The sequence below is a fragment of the Micromonospora sp. NPDC000121 genome (assembly GCF_042899165.1).
Classification (GTDB): Bacteria; Actinomycetota; Actinomycetes; order Mycobacteriales; family Micromonosporaceae; genus Micromonospora.
The window spans coordinates 214,002-234,238 of sequence record NZ_JBIAZP010000010.1 but is presented as its reverse complement, the minus strand read 5'-3'; the positions used below and the strand labels follow the sequence as shown (position 1 = coordinate 234,238).

Sequence of the window (20,237 nt, the reverse complement as noted above, 5' to 3'; positions counted from 1 at the left end):
CCGACCGCTCCGACGGCGTCCAGAACGTGCTCGACCCGCTGGAGGTCCACGCCGTCACGTTCGCCGACGACGGCCACCGGTTCGCGCTGGTGGTCGCGGACCTGATCTGCGTCAATGTCGACGTCGTCGAGCGGATCCGAAGCGCCATGCGGGACATCGGCGTGCAATCCTGCTGGGTCGCCGCCACCCACACCCACGCGAGTCCCGAGGCGGGCTGCAGCCCCGGCGGCGAGGCCACGCCACGGCATGTCGCCGACCGGCTCGAAGCCGCATCGCTGGCGGCCGCACGGTCCGCCATTGCGTCCGAGCGCGCCGCCAGACTCGGCTACGTCCGCACACTGGTTCCCAAGCTGGCGGGGCGCCGTAACGTCGCCGACGCGGGCCCGCTGGACATCCCCGTCGACACCATCACGGTCACCGCGGGTGCCGACGTGGTGGGGCTGGTCGTGATCTCCCCGGTCCACCCGACCATCCTTCCCGCCGACAACAACCATGTGAGCGCGGACCTGAACGGCGGCATCCGCCGGGCGCTGTCCGCGCCAGGCAGGTGGGTGGTCGTCGCCACCGGTGCCGCCGGCGACATCAGTACCCGGCAGACCCGTCAGGGGCGGGGGCTCGACGAGGTGGATCGGCTCGGGGCCTGGTTGGCCGACCGGGTCCAACCTGTGCCGCCGCACGTCGGCGGGGGCACCCCGACGCCGGTACGGCCGCCGATCTCGCGAACCGTCACCCTCGCCCCCAAGCAGCCCGCGGAACTCGACGCGGCCCTGCGGCAGCCGCCGCTGCCAGAGGGCAGGAACGAACGCATCCGCTGGGTCCTGCAACAGGGGAGGCGGATCGCGGAGGAACAGGCCGCCCGGCGGCGCACCGAACCGTACGTCGTCGACGTGGAGGCGGTGGACCTCGACGGGGTCACGGTCGTGGCCGTACCCGGCGAGCTGTTCCTGGAGCTGGGCGAAACGATCCGTTCGGCAGCGCCCGACCAGGTGGGGGACATCGTGGTCCTCGGCTATGCCAACGGCTACCTCGGCTACCTACCCGCCCGCGACACGCAACCCTGCTACGAAACCTATGTCAGTCCGGTCACCTCGGGCAGCGGCGAGATCGTCGTCGAGGCTGCCGTCGAAGCCGCCGTCGAAGCCGTCGGCGACCGGGAACACCCCAGGAGGATCAGTGCCTGAGCCGGCCTACGCCGCCATCGCCCGGAACGCACTCGAACAGGTTCTGGCCGCGGAACTCGACGCCATCGAGGCCGCAGCCGGGCTCGTCGCCGACGCCATCGCCGCCGGCGGCGTCCTACAGGCGTTCGGGACCGGCCACTCGCGGATCGTCACCCTCGAACTCGCGGGGCGTGCCGGTGGGCTCGCCGCCGTCAGCATGCTGGCGGTCAAGGACCTCGTCATGTTCGGCGGCGCCGACCCGGGGCCGATCCTCGACCCGACGTACGAGCGCGAGTCCGGTCTGGCCGAGCGGATCTACCGCCTCGCCGCACCGTCCAAGCACGACGCCTTCCTCATCGTCTCCAACTCCGGCATCAACGCCGCCGTCACCGAGATGGCGGCGCTGGCCCGCGACCGCGCGCATCCGATCGTGGCGGTCACCTCACTCGCCCACACGCGCTCGGCCGGTGCACGTTCCACCCAGGGACCGCATCTCGCCGACCTGGCGGATGTGGTGATCGACAACCACGCGCCGGCAGGAGACGCGGCACTGGAGATCACCCCAGGAGTGCGGACAGGGGCGGTGTCGTCGCTCACCGGAGTCCTCATCGCGCAACTCCTCACCGAACTGGTCTGCCGCCGGCTGTTGGCCCGCGGCATCGACCCGCCCGTCCACGTATCCGCGAATCTCGCTCAGGGCGACGCGCACAATCGCGGCCTCTATGAGCGGTACCGGGATCAGGTCCGGCCGATCGAACCCTGATCCGCCCCGGACGAAAGACCTTCGGCGACGGGAGAGAAGACGACCGTCTCCCGTCGGGTCTCCGTTCCCCGGCCTGCGGCACCCCAAGGGCCAGCAGCCTCCCCGGATGGTCGTTCGGCCCGTCCCGTCCGGGGAGGCTGCAAGACCCGGGCACGATTACTGGTCGATGAGCGGATGCGTTGACGTTGCGGGTGCCGATGCTTCGGTGTCCACGAACGCCCCGTTGCGGTGTCTCCAGCCGGTAGGGTCGCGGGGTGACGACGAGCGCCGGTCCCGAGGCCGACCGTCCGTCGGAGCAGCGGCGGTGGACGTGGGAGCATCCGGTCGGCCCGCGCTGGCTGACCCGATGAAGGACTGAACCAACGGTGTAGGCGGGCTCCCGAACGATCCTCCATGATCGGGTGCGCGCTCATGCCGCCGAGCTTGCGCGGCAGCCTGCAGAGGCGGTCACGCGGCGTGACGTGCACGCAGGCTGCCCGCTGCGCGCGCTCGTGCCGAGAAGCGCGTGTTCAGTCGTGGTCAGGCTCGATGCTCGGCAAGAACCCGTCGAGCGGTACGTGCGCTGGCTGCAAGACGTCCGCCGGCACCAGCCCTCGACGGTCTCACGGCGCCTGTCCGTCGTGGTCGGCTTCTACCGAATCTGCGTCATCGACGCGCCTGCGGGTCGAACATCGCCGACCTGGGCGAGGAGCACGGCCACCGGGTCCTGCGTGTGTGCGGCAAGGGCGGCAAGGTTGTCCTCGTCCCGCTGCCACCCGCAGTCGCCAGAGCCATCGACAGAGTCGTCGATGAGCGCACCAGCGGGCCGATCCTGCGCAACACCCTCGGTGTGCGAATGGACCGGCACGCCGCCACCCGCCGACTCAAGCACCTGGCCCAAGCCGCAGGAATCCGAATGTTGAGGACGCTCAACGGTCAGCTGATCATGGCGTTGCGGCGCGGTGCCGCGGCTGGGAAGATCTTGCAGTGCTGGAGACCGATGAGTCCTACCGTGGCGGCGCCGAGAAGACCTGTGAGTGCTGTGGGCAACCCAGCCGCCACACCTGGTGCATGGTGACTCGTGACAGGCTCCCGTACGCGGTCTTCTTTGCCGCCTGCTACAACCACGCCGGCGTACGCGAAAGCTGGATTGACGTGGTATTCGGTACGTGGGGTCGGGACGCCGACTACGACGACCACCTCACCTTCGGCTGCCGCTTCGGCCCAGGCGCCGGCAGCGATCTGCCTGGGGCTACCGCGGTAGACGCTGCCTCGGTGGCACCAGATAGCCCCCTCTACGGTTACAAGCTCACTCGAGCCGAGGCCTTGGCCCACCCGAAACTCAGCGAGTTCTGGGAAGTGATCGACTTCGTCGTGGCGACCGACCCGCTGCTACACGAGCACCACTACGGGCATCGGGCACCTGCGAGCCAGTAACGCCGTCCACGGCAGATCGCTAGGGCGGGACGGACAGGGACGCGCTGCTGATCGAACGCCCTGTCATGCCGCCGATCTAGCGTTACCGCCGGTAGTTGGCTGGCGGATCTGAGAACGCCCGGACCTGCCGAGGACAGCGCACTTGCGATGGTCAGCGGATCGAGGTTGCGCTGGAACCGCTGCATGGTGACTGGGTCGGAGCCTTTCGTCGTCGACGCATCGGGGATGATCATCGAGTGGCTGGCTTGATCGAACACCTGGAGTCGTTCCTTGGGCTTATCGCGGGCGGAAGTCGGGGCGATGATGCGACGCCGGAAGGCGTTCAGGTGGCGTGGTTTGGCCCTGACGTGCCGTTCGGCGGGGTCACGACCTTGGTGACCGTTGGGCTGTCGCGGCGTCATCTCGGCCTGGCAGCCGGGGAGGCTTTGCACCAAGAGTTGGTGATGCATGTTCCAACCGACGATTATCCGGCTCGGGCGGCAGGGTTGTTGTTCCAGGTGGCCGGTGAGATGGTGCGCCGCAGGGCCGGGTTGCAGCATGGGCAGGTGATCGGTCCGCGTGGGCCACTCTTCCCGGGCAGTCAGACCACGGCCATGGTCGCGATCAGCCCGAGGTACTTGCCGGAGCCCTTTGCTGTCTGCCACACCGAAACCGTGCAGGTGGTTTTGACGTGGTTGGTTCCGATCACCACCGGTGAAGCTGAGGTGATCCAGAAGTCCGGGTGGGGGACGTTGGAGCAAGCGTTCGCGGCTCAGAACCCGGACCTGGCGGACCCCGGTCGAGGGGAAGTGGCGCTGGAGCAGTTGAGCTCGTAGGCCTCGGTTGGCGGGTAACCGAGTATCCGGATCTGCCGTTGGCCGCGCGCCGACCGGTCCTAGCGGTGGCGGCTGCCTCCGGCGGGCCTGATCGTGCCGCCGTAAAGATGCACGCGGTTGTCGGCGTCATGGTCGGGTTCGCGTTGGACAAACCTTTCGGGCCCCACTGGACCATTGGCGACATGCACTGCCCAGTCCTCGTAGAACCAGCTGGGATTGCAGGCGCATTCGGTGAATGTGAACCGGAAGTTGGCCCGGTAGCGGCCCACCTGCCCCGATGCGAGTGGGAACAGGCGGGCTGCACCACGGTCGCGGGGAAATGCCGCCCGGCCTGGCAACCGTTCCACGATCACCGCGGAACCCTCAAGGATGAGCCACAAGCCCACGTCGCGGGCTCGCTCCACGCCCCCACTGAGCACCTCGTCATGGCGCACGTAGCCGGTCGCCTCGTCATACAGCACCTCGTGAACGGCCACGTCACACATCGGAAGTGAGGCAGGAAGAGGCACCGGGCAGCTCAGGCCACGACGGAGGTCGGCCTGCCGAGCGCCGCGTGCTGCAGCGCTCCACCGCACCCGCACTCGTTGGATGGTGATCACCGCGCAACAATGACGCGTAGCTGTCCGCCTCGCCATCTGTTATCCGGACCTGCCGCGAAGCGCTCGTCACACAAGTGCGACGCCGCCTCCTTCAACCGGTACCGCTCGGCAGCGGTCAGGACTATCGGGCGCGCGGCGGCAACAGGCAAGGCGGGAAAGCCGATCAGCCGAAATGGACTCACGACGGCCACAGCCTGCCGCATCTGCTTCCACCTGGGCCCGGGCCATGTTGGGGCAGCGGGCCCGGGCGCTCACGGGGATTCTGGAGGGCGTCGACAACGATCGGGCGGGTCACGCGAGTTCGTGCCGAGTTCCGTCGGCGACGGCGTGGAGCTTGTCGGGGTTGGCCACGTTGTGGATGGTCGAGATGCGGCCCTCCGGGTCGAAGTCGAAGGTCAGGGTGGCGACCACGCGGTCCGGGCTGCGGAAGACCACGCCCGGACCGCCGTTGATCCAGGTGAGCTCTGCCCGCATCTGCCCGGGCTCGATGCCCTGGTAGGTCACGGTGCCGAGCGCGGCGAACCAACGGGCCACGGTCTCCAGACCGACGACCGGCTTGAAGGCCTGGCGGACCTTGCCGCCGCCATCGGTCCACAGCGTCACGTCCGGGGAGAGCACCTCCATGAGGGTGTTGATGTCGCCGCCCGTCGTCGCCGCGAAGAAGCGTTCGGTGACGTCGCGTTGGCGGGCGCGGTCGGCGGTGAAACGGGGCCGGCGGGCCTGGACGTGCTCGCGGGCGCGGTGCGCGGCCTGCCGGACCGCCGTCTCCGAACGTTCCACCGCCTCCGCGATCTCCGCGTAGCTGAAGGCGAAGACCTCCTTCAGCACGAAGACCGCGCGCTCCAGGGGGCTCAGCGTCTCCAGGACCACCAGCAGGGCCATGGAGACCGGGTCCGCCGTGGCGACGCCGTCGGCGGTGTCCGGGCCGGTGAGGATGGGCTCGGGGAGCCATGTCCCGACGTAGGTCTCGCGCTGGTGGCGGGTCGAACGAAGCCGCTCCATCGCCAGGTTGGAGACGATCCGGGTTAGATAGGCCTTGGGGTCGGCGACCTGGGAACGGTCGGCCGACGACCACTTGAGCCAGGCGTCCTGGACCAGGTCCTCGGCGTCGGCGGCGGTGCCGAGGATGCGGTAGGCGACGGAGAAGAGCAGGGTGCGGTACTGCTGGAAGGCGAGCTGGTCGGGGCTGGCCTGCTGCGGCTGGGTCACTTGGCGCTCCGGATCCGGGTGTAGCGGCCGCCGTGCGGCCAGAACGCGCCCGAGGCGGGCATCCTCTTCATGCGGGCGAAGGTCGGCCACGGGGCGGCAGTGACCGCCTCCTTGTACTTCGCGGCCCGCTTGCCGGTCAGCACGATCCGGCGCGGGCTGTCGTCGGGGTGGGTGAACTGCACGACGGCGTCGTTGCGGCCCAGGCTGACGGGTGTGTGGTAGTAGCCGAAGCGGAAGGGCTTGGGCTCCTTGCCGGCCAGCACCCGCAGGATCGACAGGGCCGCGGGCACGCCGGTGGGCATGCCGCCCTGGCAGGTCCCGTGCATCACGCCGTAGCCCTGACGGATCGCCGCCGCGTCGCCCACGGCGTAGACGTCCGGGTGGGAGACCGAGCGTAGCGCGCTGTCGGTGACCACCCGGCCGCGCTCGTCGACGGTCAGGCCCGCGGCGGCAGCCAGCGGCGAGACGCGGGTGCCGCTGGTCCACAGCACCGCGGCCGCCGGGATGCTGGAGCCGTCCGCGAGCTCGACGCTGTCCGGCAGCACCTTGGTCACCTCGACGCCGTTGCGCACCCGCACGCCGAGCCGGGCGAGCGCCGCGTCCAGGTAGGCCTTGGCCTTCGGGTGCATGCTCGCGCCCGGCTCCTGCCGGCCCAGCAGCACCACCTGGAGCTCCGGGTGCCGCTCGGCGATCTCCGCGGCGGCCTCGACGCCGGTGAGGCCGCCGCCGCCGACCACGACGGTCCCGCCGTCGAGCCGGGTCAGCCGGTCGGCGAGGAGGGCGGCGTCCTCCGGGCTGTTAAGGGTGTAGGCGTGGTCGTCCACGCCGGGGACCGCGACGGTGTCCGCGATGCTGCCCAGGCCGTAGACCAGGGTGTCGTAGCGCAGGACCCGGTTGTCGTCGATCCGGACGGTCTTCGCCTCGGCGTCCACGGCGGTGACCCAGCCGCGGACGAAGCCGGCGCCGGTGCCGTCCAGCAGCTCCGGGATGTTCAGCTCGGCGGTCTCCTGGCCGGTGGCAGTCATGTGCAGTCGGAGCCGCTCGGTGAAGGTGTCGTAGGGGTTGACCAGCGTCACTCGCAGGTTCCCACGCTTCCTGGTGCGGGCCGCGAGTTGGATCGCGGCGGAGAGCCCGGCGTAGCCGGCGCCCAGGACCAGGACCTCGTCCTGCTGCGTTGTCGTCGCGTTCATCGCTCTGCTGTCTCTTTCGTGTCGGTCGTTCCGCTGTGCGGACGACCAGCAGACGCAAGCTGCCGTTCCGTTCGTAACATGGGCGCTGACATGACCCGCGTCACATTGCGAAGAGGGAGCGGGCGTGCGCGGCATCAGCACTTGATCGCGGGCTCAACTCGAAACGAACCGCACCCAAATCACCGATCCTCATCACTGCGACCGGTGCGGCGCGCCCACGACCGCCTCCGGGAGCCAACCCCCGACGGACTTCCGTAGCCGACCACTTAGCGTGTGGCGGCGTCGGTGAGGATCGCCTGGAGGCGGCTTCGGCACTCGGCGACGAATGCCGGGTAGGTGTGCCAGTAGTACGAGATGCCGCTGGCACCCACCGCGATGGCCCAGGCGCGGGCGCGCGTCCAGGTCAGATCGTCGAGTTCGATGGTGTCCCAGTAGGCGTGTCGCGCCTGGGGCGGCAGGTCCCACACCGTGGAGTGCTCGGCGTCGGGCAAGCCGATCGACAGGCCGCCGAAGTCGATGACCGCGTGCAACCTGCCGTCCTGTACAAGGAGGTTGGTGGGCTTGAGATCGCCGTGGAGCCACACATGAGGTCCTGAGGGTTCGGGCAGGGCGAGCGCTTCGCGCCACAACCGTTCCAGGGTCTCGACGTCGATTTCGCCGCCGACGCTGGCCCGGCAGTCCGTAAGAGACCTGCTGACCCACTCGTCGCAGTCCCGCAGGTGTCCCCCGCGGTACCAACTGAGGTCACCCGTGCGGGCTGCGCCCATGAGGTCGACATCGTGCAGTTCGCGTACGACGGTCGCCAGATCGGTGCCGAAGGTCGACCAGTCCTGGACGGTTTCCGGCTGGGCTTCGTCGCCGTCGATCCACCGGTAGATCGACCAAGGGAGCGGGTAGGCGGTGGTAGGCATGCCGGCATGCAGTGGCTCCGGGACCGAACAGGGCATCAGCGGTGCCAGACGAGGAAGCCATTCCTGCTCCTTGCGCAGGGACCGCGCCCTGTCAGCGGTTCGCGGGAGCCTCACGAGCAGATCACTACCCAGCCGGTACATGATGTTGTCGGTGCCTGCGCCCGCTGGCGACAGCGACAGATCGGCCCACTGCGGGCACTGCTCATTCAGCAGCGACCTGACAACTCCCTCGTCGACCGGGACCTCGTTCTGGTGCATGGTCATGCCAAGATCCTTCCGTCAGGTGCCAAGGCAAGCCACTGACTTTCCATCAGCGCACGGCCCGAACGAGTGACCGAAGCAAGACGTGCTCATTTTGCCGCCGAGCGGGCGCTACGTCGCCGGGCGTGCTGCGCCACGCGCTCGCGCTGACGAGCGTGATGAGCCCTTACCGGCAGCGTGAGCTGAATCCACGAGTCGGGCGATCAGGCGGGGCCGACGCGTCGAGGATCGCCCGCGCCAGATCCTCGGGCCGGGTGAACTGCGGCCAATGGTCCGTGGGCAGGTCGACGTAGTCGACGTCGCGCAGCTTTGCGAGCTCTTGCAGGTTCGGGTCCCCCTGCTCCATCCAATCTCTGAGGGTCGTGCTCGAGAACTCGCAGGCGACGACGGTGGCGGGCACGTCGTACCGGCGCGCGTCGGAGAGTTGCTGCAGACCCCTGGCGACGCCCACAGGTGAAGGGATCGCCAGCTCACGGAACGCCGCGCGTAGCTCGTCGTCGAGGTCGACGAGTCTTCCTCGTCGAGGCCGACCAGAGCGATCCCACATTGTCACTCGCGACACGGGCGAACAGTGGCCCTTCCTACGCCGGGCCGCCAGCGGCGACAAGACCCTCAAACGGATCTTCTGCCAAACCTGGAACTCCTGACCAAGCTGCGCTGCTGCCCACGCCGCGCCACCGCCCTGCTCGCCGCGATCTTCGTCCTTCAGCCCGTGGAAGAGCAGCGCCACTCGGCTTGAGCACAACCTCATGGCTGCAGCTCCCCCAACCGAGGACCTCGCCGTGGCGTTGCGCAAGCAGCAACACGTTGACCATGCCCTAGGCAGAATCGCTCGCTTCCCGAGCTGTGCTGCGGGCAGGCTGTCGACATGAGAGCGAGCTTCGGCGGTGAGGTGGCGACGTACTATGCGAGGCACCGGCGGGGTTACCCGCCCGAGGTGCTCGACGCCCTTGTCGAAGCGTTCGGCCTCGGCGCCGGAGACACTGTGGTCGACCTCGGCTGCGGCACCGGCCAGTTGAGCCTGCCGCTCGCCGCCCGGGTCGGGGCCGTCATCGGCGTGGACCCGGAGCCGGACATGCTGGCCTTGGCCCGCCGGGCCGCCCTCGACGATGCAACGGTCAACACCACGTGGATGCTCGGCGCTGACAGCGACCTGCCGGCGCTGGGTCGGCTACTCGGCGAACGGACGGTCGGCGCGCTGACCGTCGCTGTCGCTATCCACTTCATGGACCGCGACGCGCTGTTCAGGGCTGTCCGGCCGCTGCTGCGTCCAGGCGGCGGCGTCGCCGTGGTCACTAACGGAGCGCCGCTGTGGCTGCAGGACGCCGAGTGGTCCGGGGCACTGCGCGAATGTCTGGAACGGCTGCTCGGGCACCCCGTCACAGCGACCTGCCAAACCGACGAGGCCGGCCGCCTACGCAACCAGGACGCCCTCGTTCGTGCCGGCTACCGATACGCGGAGTCGTCGGTGCAGTACGACGCACCGCTCACCGTCGATGACATGGTTGGCGGCGTCTTCTCCGCCATGTCGGCCGACCGGCTGCCCTCGATGCAGGGCCGAGCCTCGTTTACCGCCGAGGTCCGTGACGCCCTCGGAGGGCGCGACAAGGTCACCGAGCGGATCCGCGTCTGGCTGCAGTTCGGCACGCCCGATTGAGAGCTGTACTTCCCCCTGGTCCAACGGGGAAGTGACTGCTGCACCCCGCTGAACGCTACCGGGGGCCGCTCGCCGACGCGATGTTTCTTGAGCTCGCGGCAGACGTCATGGGTCCACAACTGGTGAAGGCAGCCGACATGGCCGTGATCATAGAAGCGCCGACCGACAGCCTCGGTCCACTGGGACTTGGGCGTTGCTGTGAGCAGGCGAAGGTTCGGCAGAAGTGCGGGCCTCACGATGTCTCCGACGGCCGCACGTGCGGAGCCAGGCGTTCTCCAGCAGCGAGGTTGTCACGCCAGTAGCGGTAGACCAGGCCGGGTACCACGCCAACCGACTCTGCTGCGACGAGACAGGAAAGGGGATCGCCCCCGTCCGGTGCATCGACGTCGAAGGCAACGATCACTGGTGATTCTTGACCGACATGCCGACGCACCAGTGCACGCTCGTCGAGGGTGGGTTCTCGGAACCGAGGATCCCAGAACTGGGTCGGGCAGGCCAGGTATGCGACGTCGGTGAAGACCACTTCGAGACCGTGGTGGTAGGTCAGGTCGAGTCCCGCGGCCATCCGAAGCTGAGAGCCGTCGAAGTGCAGCACGTCCCAGTCCCACCACGGTCCTTCGGGCAGTTCAAGCACACCGCCGATCCTCCCATCGGTGACCAAGCCAATTGACCGGGCCGGCATCCGGATCCGCCGCTGACATCGGGCTCGGACGCCGCTCGGAGACCCAGCTCCTCGGGTAGCCACATGACCCCACACTGGGTCCGGGCCGGTCAGCTCGGCGTTGACAGTCACGTCGCCTGTTTCACGGCTCAGGCGACTGGTTGCCTGCCGCCGGGTTCGGGCGGTCGGGGGCGGCGCGGCAGTCGATCGCTCCGACCATGACGGGTGCGGGCCGTCACGCGAGCGTCACGGCCCGGCGTGTCCGAAGGCGTTGCCTGTTGTGCCCGCCAATTTGCCCACGGTCAGGGGGCGCAGGGCTTGCTCGTACTCGTCTTTCGGGTGATGGAGCGTGGCGCACCGGCGACCGCGTACGTGCCAGCCGATGTGGCGCTGCGGCCGGACCTCACCGGCGCGGAGACGCTGGAGTTGCTGGGCGCATCGCAGCAGATCGTTCGCCTATACGTACGCGATGAGCCGCCCGCAGGCCACGATGGCGGTCCAGGCCGCGAGGAAGATCCCGGCGGCGGCGCGGGCCGCCAGCGGGCTGCCGCTGGTCTCCCAGCGGCGCACGTTCCGGTAGATCCCGAGGTGGAAGACGAGGACGTTCACGCCGGCTACCGCCAGCAGGACGATCTTCAGCTGGAAGGCCGGGTTGCCGACGAATTCGTTCGCGCCTGTGACGAACATCAGCGCCCCCGAGAGGGCAGCGACGCCGAAACCGGTCCGGGCCAGCGGCAGCAGCCGCGCGGCCGCCTGCCGAACGGGCAGCGTACGGTCCGCGCCAAGCAGCCGCAGATCGAACAGTACGGCCGTGCCGACCAGCAGGGCCAGCCCCAGCAGGTGGACGATCTCCAGGGCGGGATAGGCCCACATGCTGCTCCGGATCGCCTCGGCCAGCGCGGTGCGTTCCAGCCAGCCCAGCACGGCGGATCTCCTTCTGGTCAGCGTGAGCGGGGCTGCTTCCTGTGCCCCGCGGTCCGGTCAACGGCTTCGCTCGGCGTGGCGCCGCCACAGCAGATGCACTGCGATGACGGCCGGAATGATGCCGACGATCAACAGCAGCAACGGCCATCCTGCGAGGGCGTCGCCTTCCAACCAGGCAGCGAGCGAACCGGCCAGGACTGGATCCTGACACCGATGTCCCTGAGGGCTGCCCGACCGTGACCGACCACGCCGCCGCCCCGTCCTGCATGGGGATCGACGTCAGGCCGCCAGCCGGCCAAGCCGGCAGCGCCTTCCGGGCTGAATCATCTGCGCGGGTCGGGGCTTGCGGCGGGTCTCCCTGCCGATTTTCGCGCGGGCGGTGGGCGGCGGTGAGGACCGGGTGGGCGGTAGCGTCGGCTGCGCCGCTGGGCCAAGGGCAGCACACCGGCAGGCTGACGACACAGATTGGGGGTAGCCGGGGCCTCGGCGGCCAACCACGATGAGCGAGTGATCGAGCGGGGATTCGAGCAGCGACCGATGACCGTCGTCCATCGGCGCGTGCTGGCAATGGTGATCACCGGCCTGGTCGTGGTTGCGGTGTCGGCCGTGTTCGTTGCCTCGCGCAATCCGTGGCACTACGTACACCTGATGCCGTTCGGCCGCTCGTCAGTCGTGGCGACTGTGCTGTTCGCCGTACCGGTGCTACTCGGCGTCGCGGCATGGCTTGTGCTACGGCGAGTGCTGGCGCGGGTGGTGGCTGTGGTCGCGACAGTCCTGGCGTTGGTCATGGCTTGGGGCGGCGTCCAGTTTTCTCTGGGCGCATCGCTCTACGGTTACGAGCCAGACGGGAACACCCGGGTTGTAGGCGTTTCCCCGGGAGGTTCGTTCGAGGTTGTCCTGCTGCACTACCCGGAGTTCATGGCGGGCTTCGATGTCCTACGGATCCGGTCACGGGCCGGGCTGAGGAGCCGGGAAGCGAGCCAGGACCTGGCATGCTTCGCCACGCCGTTCGATCCGGTTGGCCCCGAGGACACCTTTGGTACGGCTCGATTCCTGAGCGAGCACGAGATCGAGGTTCGCACCGAGGCCGGCGAGCCCTGGACGACCAGGTTCGACCCGCGCACCCTCCTAGCCGTCTCCACCCTGTCCTACGGCTGCCAGTAGGCGGCGGTCAAGCCGCACGTGTCACTCGGGCCCCGGAACTGATCTGTCACACAGGCCCCTGAGACCCGACATCGCCGGCAGCCGGCTGTCCGGTCCCATGACCTGCGCGATAGATCGGTATCAGGACCTACGTGACACTCTGCCGATCGACGGACAGGCAATCAGAAACTGTCGAGGCTGACCTCGTGCCACGTCCCGTCCGCTCCCATTCGGAACCTCTGCGGCGGGCCCATGGCGCGTAGTGCCTGCGCGTACATGGCTTCACGCGCGGCCTGTTCCTCGCCGGACGGGTCGGTCACGCGGAAGCCGTGTAGATGAACAGCTTCCGTGTCGATGTCGTCCGACTTGGGACGACCCTCGATGACGAAACCGAACAGCGCGCGCAGGGCTTCCTCGCCCAGTTCAAGGGGATGGAACGGCAGCGGGTACGGTCCCTGGTTAGGCCAGCCTGGTGCGGGCTTCACGGGGTGCTCGCCTGCCCAGTACGGCAGCTCGAAGTCGTAGGGCGTGCCGATGTTCTCCTGGATGCCGCCGTCGGGCGACAGGCTCAGCGATCTGATGAGCACGCCGTCTTCCCAGACCGCGAAGCCGAGCCAGTCCACGACCGAGTGCATCCCGTGCATGATGATTCGCCTGCCCGCTCCCGCTTGGCGCAGGTGTTCTGGCAGCTCAGACGGGCGGTCGAGCATGAGCCGCCGGTCGCAGTACAGCTCGACCCCAGCCACCACCGTGGCGTACGTGACGTCGTCTGGCGGGTAGATGTCCTCGAACAACGTGCCGTCGTCGGCGGGCTCGACGACGTAGCCCGGGTGGACCTGACGTACTAACGCCTCGGTCTCGGCTCGGTTAGAGCGAGTCGCACCAAGCAAGGCGGGGCGGATATCTCCGTCGGCGAACGCTAGCAGGGCTGTCTTCGCGCCCACGTCGCACCTCCAGATCTTCGGCCGAGGACAAGCGCCTGCACACTACCTGGCTCCGAGCCCCCGAGTAGGCCAGCAACATGATCGTCTAGGCCTGTCCTGCCGATCTTGGGAGGCATGTGGCGGGAGGCTGCGAGCTTGGGTTTGGCCGTGGTCGTGGTCAACATGGTGGAGAAGTTCGGTGCGGACGGCTTCCTGGAGCGGTCCTGGGATCTGCCATCAGATGTCGTAGGGCCACTGCGCGCAACCGTCGACGTGAGGCCTGAGGGTTGGGTCATGGACATGTGGCCGATGACGGCAGAGATCGCCGCGATCGTGCGGGCCTCGGATCGATGAGCCGATTGATGTGGGATCGGATACCTGGTTCGTCAGCTCTGGTCAGGTGGCCGCATAGGGCAGTCGGTGTCGATCACGGGAGCCGGATGGTGGCGGCGATCAGGCGCTGCCCTTGGCGGCCCTGCGGGTGACTTGGTCAAATCGTGGCGGGATGACCTGCCGGATCCCGCGTTGCCGCAGGCTCGACGAGTCGAGCCATGCGTAGCCCCTTGTCCGCGATCAGCACATCCGGTCGCTTGCGGGGCCGGCCGGGCCCGGGATCGTTGACCCGGATCGCGTCCAGATCGATGACGGTGGCCAGGTAGAGGAATCCGCGTTCACCGGCCGGCAGGTAGGTGATGTCGCCGACGTGGCGTTGGTTCGGGCCTGGGCTGCGATGTTCCGGCCGATCAGGTCGGGTGCTTTCGCTGCGACGGGTCCGGCACCGTCGTGAGCGCGGCGTTCCGTCGACGATCGATGAGGTGAGGATCGGGGCGCGGCGGTACCGACCCTTTCGGTGAGTCCGGGTGCGTCGACGGCCGCCTCAGGCCGTGCGGCCAGGTTGAGGGTGCAAGCGGGGCGCAGGAGGCGATGGGTCGGCTCCTGCCGGGGTGAAAGGAGTTCGGACGGTGGGTCGCACCGGAATCCGTTGGACGAGGAACTTGTACCGACTTACAATTTGTAACCGTGTACAGAATCGGCCAGGAGGTGACGTCGTGCGGGCCATGAGCCGGGACGAGGTGCGGGGTGCGATCGCGAACCTGGACGCGGTCGAGAGCAAGGTGCGTCTGCCGGCCTGGTTCGACGAGGTCGCGTGGGACAAGCTCGACTACCTCGGGTGGCGAGATCCCCGAGCGCCACTGCGCGCCTACCTGGTCACCGACATCGACGGCACGGCGTCGGGCGCAATGCTCCGCCAGAGTCCGAGCCGGGCTGAGCTCGGCGGGCGAGCGGTCATGTGCTCGCTGTGCCACTTCATGCGCCGCTTCAACGAGGTCGCTCTCTTCGCCGCGCCGCGCCCCTCTGCGGACAAGCGCCAGCGGCTGAGCACGCTCGGCATCCTCGTGTGCACCGACCTCGACTGCGTCACGAAGGTGCACAGCGCGCCTGTCCTCGGGCCGTTCGACCCACCGATCGACGAGATCATTCAGGCGCGCAGGGAGGGGCTGCGGGCGCGTACCGTCTCGTTCCTACGCTCGGTGTCGAGCACTCCGCGAACCGTACGAGGGAGGGGATGATGGCGTACCTGTCGCGTGCAGAGCGGCGCCGATCGATCGTGGAGGCGGCGGCCGCCGTGGTCGAGCGCGACGGCCTGAGCGCGGTGACGGCCAGAATCGTGGCGGACGAACTCGGCGGGTCGCAGGGTCAGATCCACCACCACTTCGCGTCGACCGACGAACTCGCCGGGGAGGCCTGGCGGCACTACGCCGCGCAGCAGATCGATGAGTACGAGCGCGAGGTCGACGGCCTCGATGCGCACGACGCGCTCGTGCTCTTCTTCGCCGACCTCGTCAGTGCCGACGGGGACGGGCACGCGCTTGCGCGGTGGGCCGAGGCGAACGCACACGCGCAGCAGCGTCCCCTCGTCGCGAGGAGCTACGTCGAGACGCTCACGCGGCTGGCCGACGTCCTCGCCTCGGTCTTGGCCGGGGACTCCGACGCCGCGCACGCGCGAACGGCCGCCTGGCGGATCCTCATGCTTGGGGTCGGGCTCGCCGGGCTCACCCGCATCACCGAGGACTCACCCGTACCGGCCCGTGACGTCATGCTGTCGGCGATCCGAGCAGAGACGGGCTGAGCTGACCCGCACCCTTTTCCTTGCGGGCGACCGCGACGACTTCCCGGCGGGTACGCATGTGCGGCGTCATCGCCCGACCCACCGTCGGGCGCGCTCCGCACACCCGACGGTGGGTCGTCGAGCGGACCATCGCCCTGCTGCGCTGGATTCGCCGCCTGTGAATGTGTCGGGAGATCCGCGACAGATCGGGCGGTGGCCAGCATCGACACCGCTCACAACCCGCAGCAGCGCCGCGAGGGGGCAGCCGGGACCCGGCTGCCCCTGTCGCGGGTCGTCCCGTGTTGGGTGCCGTCTGTCAGTTCAGTCGGTGGCGGATCCACCAGACGCAAAACCCGGTCAGGGCCAGGGCGAGGCCGAGGTAGAGCCCGGTCTCGGCCCATTGCAGGGCCCAGAAGTTGCCGGCGGGCTGATAGGTCGCCTGCTGCTGGTACCCGAGTTTGCCGAGGTCGGCAACGCAGCGGTCGACCTGATCCATGGGGGGCAGGCCCGACTCGGTGCGCAGGCAGTCGGCGAAGGACGGCGGCACGGGGGCCGGCTGGCCGGCAGCGTTCAGCGTCTGTTCGGAGGTGAGCCAGGCACCGGGCTCGTCGAGTGGCACGACGAGTTCCTTGCCGTCCTCGTGGATGCCGAGGCGGGTGCCGGCAACGATCGGCACGGTGGTCTGGTCCGGGGCGGCCAGGTGGGGTCGGACCCACATCGGCACGGCGATCTGTATGGCGGTGTAGATGGCGAGTGTGGTGGCCATCGCGGGCAGGGTGCGGCGGATGAGGACGCCGAGGGTGACGCCGAGGACGAAGGCGAAGGCGGCGTAGCCGATGGGGGCGACACCACGTGCGGCGAAGGCCACGGGATCGAGTCGTGGAAGGTAGGTGCTGCTCTCACCGCCACTGTTGACAGCTCGGTCGATGGGCCCGCCCCACCAGGTCACCGCGAGGCTGGCCAGTCCGGCGGCGGTCATGGTGGCCAGCGCGGCGAAGCCGAGTTTGGTGGTAAGCCAGCGCGTGCGGGTGACGCTCTGGTTCCACACGAGGCGGTGGGTGCCGGTCTCCAGCTCACAGGAGAGCAGTGGCGCACCCCAGAACATGCCGATGACGGCCGGCACGGCAAGGACGACCGTCAGTCCGACGTAGTAGACGGTCTGATCGGCACTGGAGAGCCGGTCTACGAGGCCGCTTCCAGCGGTCTTGTAGAGGTCGGCGAGCTGCGGGCCGGTGACCGCGAGGAGTGCGGCGAGGGCCGCTACCGCGGCGAAGACCACCGCGGCCTGTGCACGGAATTGGCGCCAGGTCAGCCAGATCATCGCAGCACCTTCAGGGCGGGTCGGGAGTCGCGGACGGCGTCTGCGGGGCGGGTCATGTAGGCCAGGACGATGTCCTCCAGGCCGAGGGGGCTGACGGTCCAGAACGGATCGTGGACATCCGTGTGGGTGCGGACCAGCAGCGTGGTTTGGCGGTCGGTGTGGCTGGCGGAGATGACGTGCTGACCGGCGGGGAGCGTGTCCGGGGCACGGCGCGGGCCGGTGAGCCGGTGATGCGAGGCGACCAGGTCATCGATGTCGCCGGCCACCTGCACCTGGGAGTCGACCAGGACGATGACGTAGTCGCAGGTCCGCTCCACGTCGGAGACCAGATGGGAGGAGAGCACGACGCTCATCTCGTACTCGGCAACGGCCTCCATCAGATCCTGCATGAACTCCCGTCGGGCGAGCGGGTCGAGGGCCGCGACCGGCTCGTCCAGGATGAGCAGCTCCGGGCGCTTGGCGATGCCCAGGGTGAGGGCGAGCTGCGCACGTTGGCCACCGGACAGCTTGCCGGCCCGCTGCTTGAGGTCCAGGCCAAGGCGACGGATCCGCTCCCGCGCCACGGCGTCGTCCCAGTTCGGGTTGAGGCGCTTGCCGAAGTCGAGGTGGTCGGCGACGCTCAGCGCGGCGTAGGTCGGGGTGTCCTGGGCAACGAAACCGACCTTGGCGAGCTGCTCCACACCCGTAGCGGGTCGGCCGCCGCACACCTCGATGGTGCCGGCCGTCGGGGTCAGCATGCCGGAGGCCAGGTTCAACAAGGTCGACTTGCCGGCGCCGTTGGGGCCGACCAAACCGACCACGCGCCCGGCTGGGACATCCAGGTCGCAGTTCTGCAGCGCCCAGCGTTGTTTGTACTTCTTGCCCAGGCCCTGGGCGCGCAAGACAGCGCTCACGCTACGTCCTCTCCGGCGGCGTTACGAAAGGTGTTCATGAACAGCGCCTCGATGCTCTCCTCGTCGAGCCCGGCAAGGCGGGCCTTGGTCAGCCAGCGCTGCAGGTCCTTACGGAGCGGTCCGTGCGCGGCGAGCGTGGCGTTGGCCAGCGTCCGGGTCACGAACGTCCCGACGCCGGGGCGGGCTGCCACCAGGCCGTCGTGCTCCAGCTCGCGGTACGCCTTGAGCACCGTGTTCGGGTTGACCGCCATCTGCTTCGCCACGTCCTTGACCGTCGGCAACTTGTCGCCTTCCTTCAGCAGGCCGAGGCGCAGGGCATGTCGCACCTGCTGGACCAGTTGCTGGTACGGGGACAGACCGGACCGGCTGTTCAGGTGGAACTCAATCACCGGTTCCTCCATTTAACTAGTTGCCTAGCACTATAGCTTCCTGTGTGGACGGATTGGCAGGGGGTCCAGCGCGGCACCCTTCGTCCCGACGCTGCGGTATTGAGAACCGACCTGCGCGAGCGCGGGATCGCTCTGCACGCCTTGTGCAGCCCATCGACACCGCCACAGTGAAGTGTCGGACGATGTTTGGGATGCTGTCCGCGCTGGCCGAGCTCCAACGTGAACTGATCGTGGCGAAAACCGACGGCGGTCTGGCCTCCGCATAGGCCCACGGCCGAGTCGGGGGACGCCCTGTCCGTGAGGACTGCGCGTGACGTGGGGCGCCATCGTCATGGCAAGCTCGGCTTGCCGGACCGGCAGGGTTTAGCGGCGTGTTTGCCGGGCGTTGGTAGGTTGCGTCCGTGAGTCATGTCCGAGCGGCGCTCTACCTCGATTTCGACAACGTGTTTGGCGGGCTCTACAAGCTGGACCCGGAGGTTGCGGTCCAGTTCGCAAGCGATCCGGGTGCGTGGCTGCGCCGGTTGTCGACGACGGCCACGACGGATGCTCAGCGGCGCTGGTTGCTCCTACGCTGCTACCTCAATCCCGCCGGGTGGGTGTATCACACCGACTCGGCGGGAGAGCAGACGCGGTTGTTCTTCTCGAGGTTCCGACCCTGGTTTGTTCGCGCTGGCTTCGAGGTGATCGACTGTCCTCGCTACAGCGGGACGAAGAACGCGGCTGACATCAGGATTGTCGTCGACGCCCTTGACGCCCTGTCGGCTGACACCCGGTACGACGAGTTCGTCATCGCATCCGGTGACTCCGACATGACGCCGCTACTGCAACGACTGCGCCGCTCTGACCGACGCACCATGATCGTGTCACCGGCCGACGCGGCCGAGGCCTTCACCGCGATCGCCGACCAAGTCCTTGACAGCCAGCAGTTGCTGGCACTGGTCCAAGGCGAGTCGGTTGATCTCGATGACGAAACGGACAGCGAGGTGGACGCCGAGTTTGACGATCGTGTTGCCGGAGCCGACGCCGTTGCTTCTGATCAGAGCGAAGCGTACGAGGCATTCCGGTCGGTCATGACCCGTGAGTACAACGAGGCGTCCGAACCGTTGAACATGGCTGCGCTTGCTGCCAGGCTACGTACTCAGCTCGGTCAGATGGTTGGCGACAGCAACTGGTTCGGCTTTGGCAGTTTCGCCCGGGCCGTGGCAAGCCTGAAGTTGCCAAACCTACGGGTGTCGCAACACTTCCTGTGGGACGACAGCCGCCACTCGGCCCGGGAGTCGGCCGCGGCCACGCCGCAGCGCATCGTGCTCCCGGAGCCCGTCGAGCGCCTGGTTGTCCAGCTCGACCTGCCGCGGTTGCCCCAGTCGTGGTGGTCGCCGATCTACCAGACGCTGTCCGACTACGCCCATTCCCACTGGTTCAACCTGACCCAGTGCACCAGCTGGTCCCGAGATCAGCTTCGCGATCAGGGGCTGCCTGTCAGCCGCAACGCCGTCGGGTTCGTCGTGCGAGGCACGTCGTTCGGCGGGTGCCCGCTGCACCGTCAACCGCCGCCGACGGCCGCAGAGATCGGCGCGGCTTTCGTCAGCAACGTTCTCAGCCGCGCTGAAGCTACGGAGATCACATTCACTGACGACGAGATCACGACGGTTCGAACCTGGCTGGGCAGCGTGTCCGACCACGGCGACGAGCCCGCAGGCCCGGAGGAGAACCCTTCGTAGGCCGTCCAACAGGCGAAGAGCGGGCGGCCCTACGTGCGCACGGGTCGCGCCGGTGGCGTCAGTACCGGGCTCGGGCGCGGGTGGTGGGGGGTCGGCATTGGCACCACCCCACACCTGTGGTGCTGGCTGGGGCGGTCACGCACCGTCGAGCCGGCCGGCACCTTCCCGGCA

General features: G+C 68.5%; 21 protein-coding genes and 1 pseudogene. 11 read left to right on the top strand and 11 right to left on the bottom strand.

Annotation, left to right across the window (positions count from 1 at the left end; genetic code table 11):
• Nucleotides 1–26: 26 nt before the first annotated feature.
• The 4 genes from ACFY23_RS25490 to ACFY23_RS25475 all read left to right on the top strand — a co-directional run bounded on the left by ACFY23_RS25490 (nucleotide 27) and on the right by ACFY23_RS25475 (nucleotide 4,154).
• Nucleotides 27–1,181: a hypothetical protein gene (locus ACFY23_RS25490; protein WP_350819284.1), complete on the top strand. Its 1,155-nt coding sequence runs from the start codon at nucleotides 27–29 to the stop codon at nucleotides 1,179–1,181.
• The gene (locus tag ACFY23_RS25485; protein ID WP_350676603.1) at nucleotides 1,174–1,923 is read left to right on the top strand and encodes an SIS domain-containing protein; all 750 of its coding nucleotides are present in this window, start codon (nucleotides 1,174–1,176) and stop codon (nucleotides 1,921–1,923) included. Before ACFY23_RS25490 ends, ACFY23_RS25485 begins: the two co-directional genes overlap by 8 nt.
• A gap of 966 nt (nucleotides 1,924–2,889) precedes the next feature.
• Entirely contained in the window at nucleotides 2,890–3,339 is a 450-nt protein-coding gene (locus ACFY23_RS25480) for a hypothetical protein (protein ID WP_350676605.1), read from the top strand.
• 236 nt (nucleotides 3,340–3,575) lie between these two features.
• Nucleotides 3,576–4,154: a suppressor of fused domain protein gene (locus ACFY23_RS25475; protein ID WP_350676607.1), complete on the top strand. Its 579-nt coding sequence runs from the start codon at nucleotides 3,576–3,578 to the stop codon at nucleotides 4,152–4,154.
• 59 nt (nucleotides 4,155–4,213) lie between these two features.
• Here ACFY23_RS25475 and ACFY23_RS25470 read toward each other — a convergent pair whose 3' ends face one another.
• From ACFY23_RS25470 to ACFY23_RS25450, 5 genes are all read right to left on the bottom strand, one after another.
• Nucleotides 4,214–4,639 (bottom strand): hypothetical protein, encoded by a 426-nt coding sequence (locus ACFY23_RS25470; protein ID WP_350676721.1) that lies wholly within the window; start codon nucleotides 4,637–4,639, stop codon nucleotides 4,214–4,216.
• A 405-nt stretch (nucleotides 4,640–5,044) separates the two neighbouring features.
• Nucleotides 5,045–5,962, bottom strand: a complete 918-nt coding sequence (locus tag ACFY23_RS25465; protein ID WP_350819282.1) for an RNA polymerase sigma-70 factor — start codon at nucleotides 5,960–5,962, stop codon at nucleotides 5,045–5,047.
• Complete coding sequence (locus ACFY23_RS25460; protein ID WP_350676611.1) at nucleotides 5,959–7,152, bottom strand: FAD-dependent oxidoreductase; 1,194 nt, start codon at nucleotides 7,150–7,152, stop codon at nucleotides 5,959–5,961. Before ACFY23_RS25460 ends, ACFY23_RS25465 begins: the two co-directional genes overlap by 4 nt.
• 266 nt (nucleotides 7,153–7,418) lie before the next feature.
• A complete protein-coding gene (locus ACFY23_RS25455; protein ID WP_350676613.1) occupies nucleotides 7,419–8,327 on the bottom strand; it encodes an aminoglycoside phosphotransferase family protein in 909 nt (302 codons plus the stop codon).
• A gap of 163 nt (nucleotides 8,328–8,490) precedes the next feature.
• Nucleotides 8,491–8,775, bottom strand: coding sequence for a hypothetical protein (locus tag ACFY23_RS25450; RefSeq protein WP_350676615.1), 285 nt, complete (start codon nucleotides 8,773–8,775; stop codon nucleotides 8,491–8,493).
• A gap of 192 nt (nucleotides 8,776–8,967) precedes the next feature.
• On the opposite strand from ACFY23_RS25450, the pseudogene ACFY23_RS25445 reads away from it, so the two are divergent.
• Together ACFY23_RS25445 and ACFY23_RS25440 are read left to right on the top strand one after the other, a co-directional pair.
• Nucleotides 8,968–9,063, top strand: a pseudogene (locus ACFY23_RS25445) (IS5/IS1182 family transposase); the annotation flags it as partial.
• A 129-nt stretch (nucleotides 9,064–9,192) separates the two neighbouring features.
• Entirely contained in the window at nucleotides 9,193–9,981 is a 789-nt protein-coding gene (locus ACFY23_RS25440) for a class I SAM-dependent methyltransferase (RefSeq protein WP_350676617.1), read from the top strand.
• A gap of 232 nt (nucleotides 9,982–10,213) precedes the next feature.
• Here ACFY23_RS25440 and ACFY23_RS25435 read toward each other — a convergent pair whose 3' ends face one another.
• Both ACFY23_RS25435 and ACFY23_RS25430 read right to left on the bottom strand, forming a co-directional pair.
• Entirely contained in the window at nucleotides 10,214–10,615 is a 402-nt protein-coding gene (locus ACFY23_RS25435; protein ID WP_350676619.1) for a hypothetical protein, read from the bottom strand.
• Between the two features lie 483 nt (nucleotides 10,616–11,098).
• A complete protein-coding gene (locus ACFY23_RS25430) occupies nucleotides 11,099–11,566 on the bottom strand; it encodes a hypothetical protein (protein WP_350676620.1) in 468 nt (155 codons plus the stop codon).
• A 507-nt stretch (nucleotides 11,567–12,073) separates the two neighbouring features.
• Between ACFY23_RS25430 and ACFY23_RS25425 the strand changes: the two genes are divergently transcribed.
• Nucleotides 12,074–12,730 carry a hypothetical protein gene (locus ACFY23_RS25425; RefSeq protein WP_350676622.1) on the top strand — a complete coding sequence of 219 codons (657 nt, stop codon included), beginning with the start codon at nucleotides 12,074–12,076 and terminating at the stop codon, nucleotides 12,728–12,730.
• 161 nt (nucleotides 12,731–12,891) lie between these two features.
• Here ACFY23_RS25425 and ACFY23_RS25420 read toward each other — a convergent pair whose 3' ends face one another.
• Nucleotides 12,892–13,653: a DUF6928 family protein gene (locus ACFY23_RS25420; RefSeq protein ID WP_350676624.1), complete on the bottom strand. Its 762-nt coding sequence runs from the start codon at nucleotides 13,651–13,653 to the stop codon at nucleotides 12,892–12,894.
• A 147-nt stretch (nucleotides 13,654–13,800) separates the two neighbouring features.
• On the opposite strand from ACFY23_RS25420, the gene ACFY23_RS25415 reads away from it, so the two are divergent.
• From ACFY23_RS25415 to ACFY23_RS25405, 3 genes are all read left to right on the top strand, one after another.
• Nucleotides 13,801–13,986, top strand: a complete 186-nt coding sequence (locus tag ACFY23_RS25415) for a hypothetical protein (protein WP_350676626.1) — start codon at nucleotides 13,801–13,803, stop codon at nucleotides 13,984–13,986.
• Between the two features lie 704 nt (nucleotides 13,987–14,690).
• The gene (locus ACFY23_RS25410; RefSeq protein ID WP_350676724.1) at nucleotides 14,691–15,203 is read left to right on the top strand and encodes an FBP domain-containing protein; all 513 of its coding nucleotides are present in this window, start codon (nucleotides 14,691–14,693) and stop codon (nucleotides 15,201–15,203) included.
• Nucleotides 15,203–15,763 carry a TetR family transcriptional regulator gene (locus ACFY23_RS25405; protein WP_350819280.1) on the top strand — a complete coding sequence of 187 codons (561 nt, stop codon included), beginning with the start codon at nucleotides 15,203–15,205 and terminating at the stop codon, nucleotides 15,761–15,763. The genes ACFY23_RS25410 and ACFY23_RS25405 overlap by 1 nt, the downstream gene beginning before the upstream one ends.
• Nucleotides 15,764–16,058: 295 nt before the next feature.
• Here the strand turns inward: ACFY23_RS25405 and ACFY23_RS25400 are convergent, their stop codons facing one another.
• From ACFY23_RS25400 to ACFY23_RS25390, 3 genes are read right to left on the bottom strand one after another with little or no spacing between them, the layout of a single operon-like run.
• Nucleotides 16,059–17,063, bottom strand: a complete 1,005-nt coding sequence (locus ACFY23_RS25400; protein ID WP_350676630.1) for an ABC transporter permease — start codon at nucleotides 17,061–17,063, stop codon at nucleotides 16,059–16,061.
• Nucleotides 17,060–17,956 carry an ABC transporter ATP-binding protein gene (locus ACFY23_RS25395; protein WP_350676632.1) on the bottom strand — a complete coding sequence of 299 codons (897 nt, stop codon included), beginning with the start codon at nucleotides 17,954–17,956 and terminating at the stop codon, nucleotides 17,060–17,062. The genes ACFY23_RS25400 and ACFY23_RS25395 overlap by 4 nt, the downstream gene beginning before the upstream one ends.
• Complete coding sequence (locus ACFY23_RS25390) at nucleotides 17,953–18,345, bottom strand: GntR family transcriptional regulator (RefSeq protein WP_350676634.1); 393 nt, start codon at nucleotides 18,343–18,345, stop codon at nucleotides 17,953–17,955. Before ACFY23_RS25390 ends, ACFY23_RS25395 begins: the two co-directional genes overlap by 4 nt.
• 401 nt (nucleotides 18,346–18,746) lie before the next feature.
• On the opposite strand from ACFY23_RS25390, the gene ACFY23_RS25385 reads away from it, so the two are divergent.
• Nucleotides 18,747–20,066, top strand: coding sequence for an NYN domain-containing protein (locus tag ACFY23_RS25385; RefSeq protein ID WP_350676636.1), 1,320 nt, complete (start codon nucleotides 18,747–18,749; stop codon nucleotides 20,064–20,066).
• Nucleotides 20,067–20,237 lie beyond the last annotated feature (171 nt).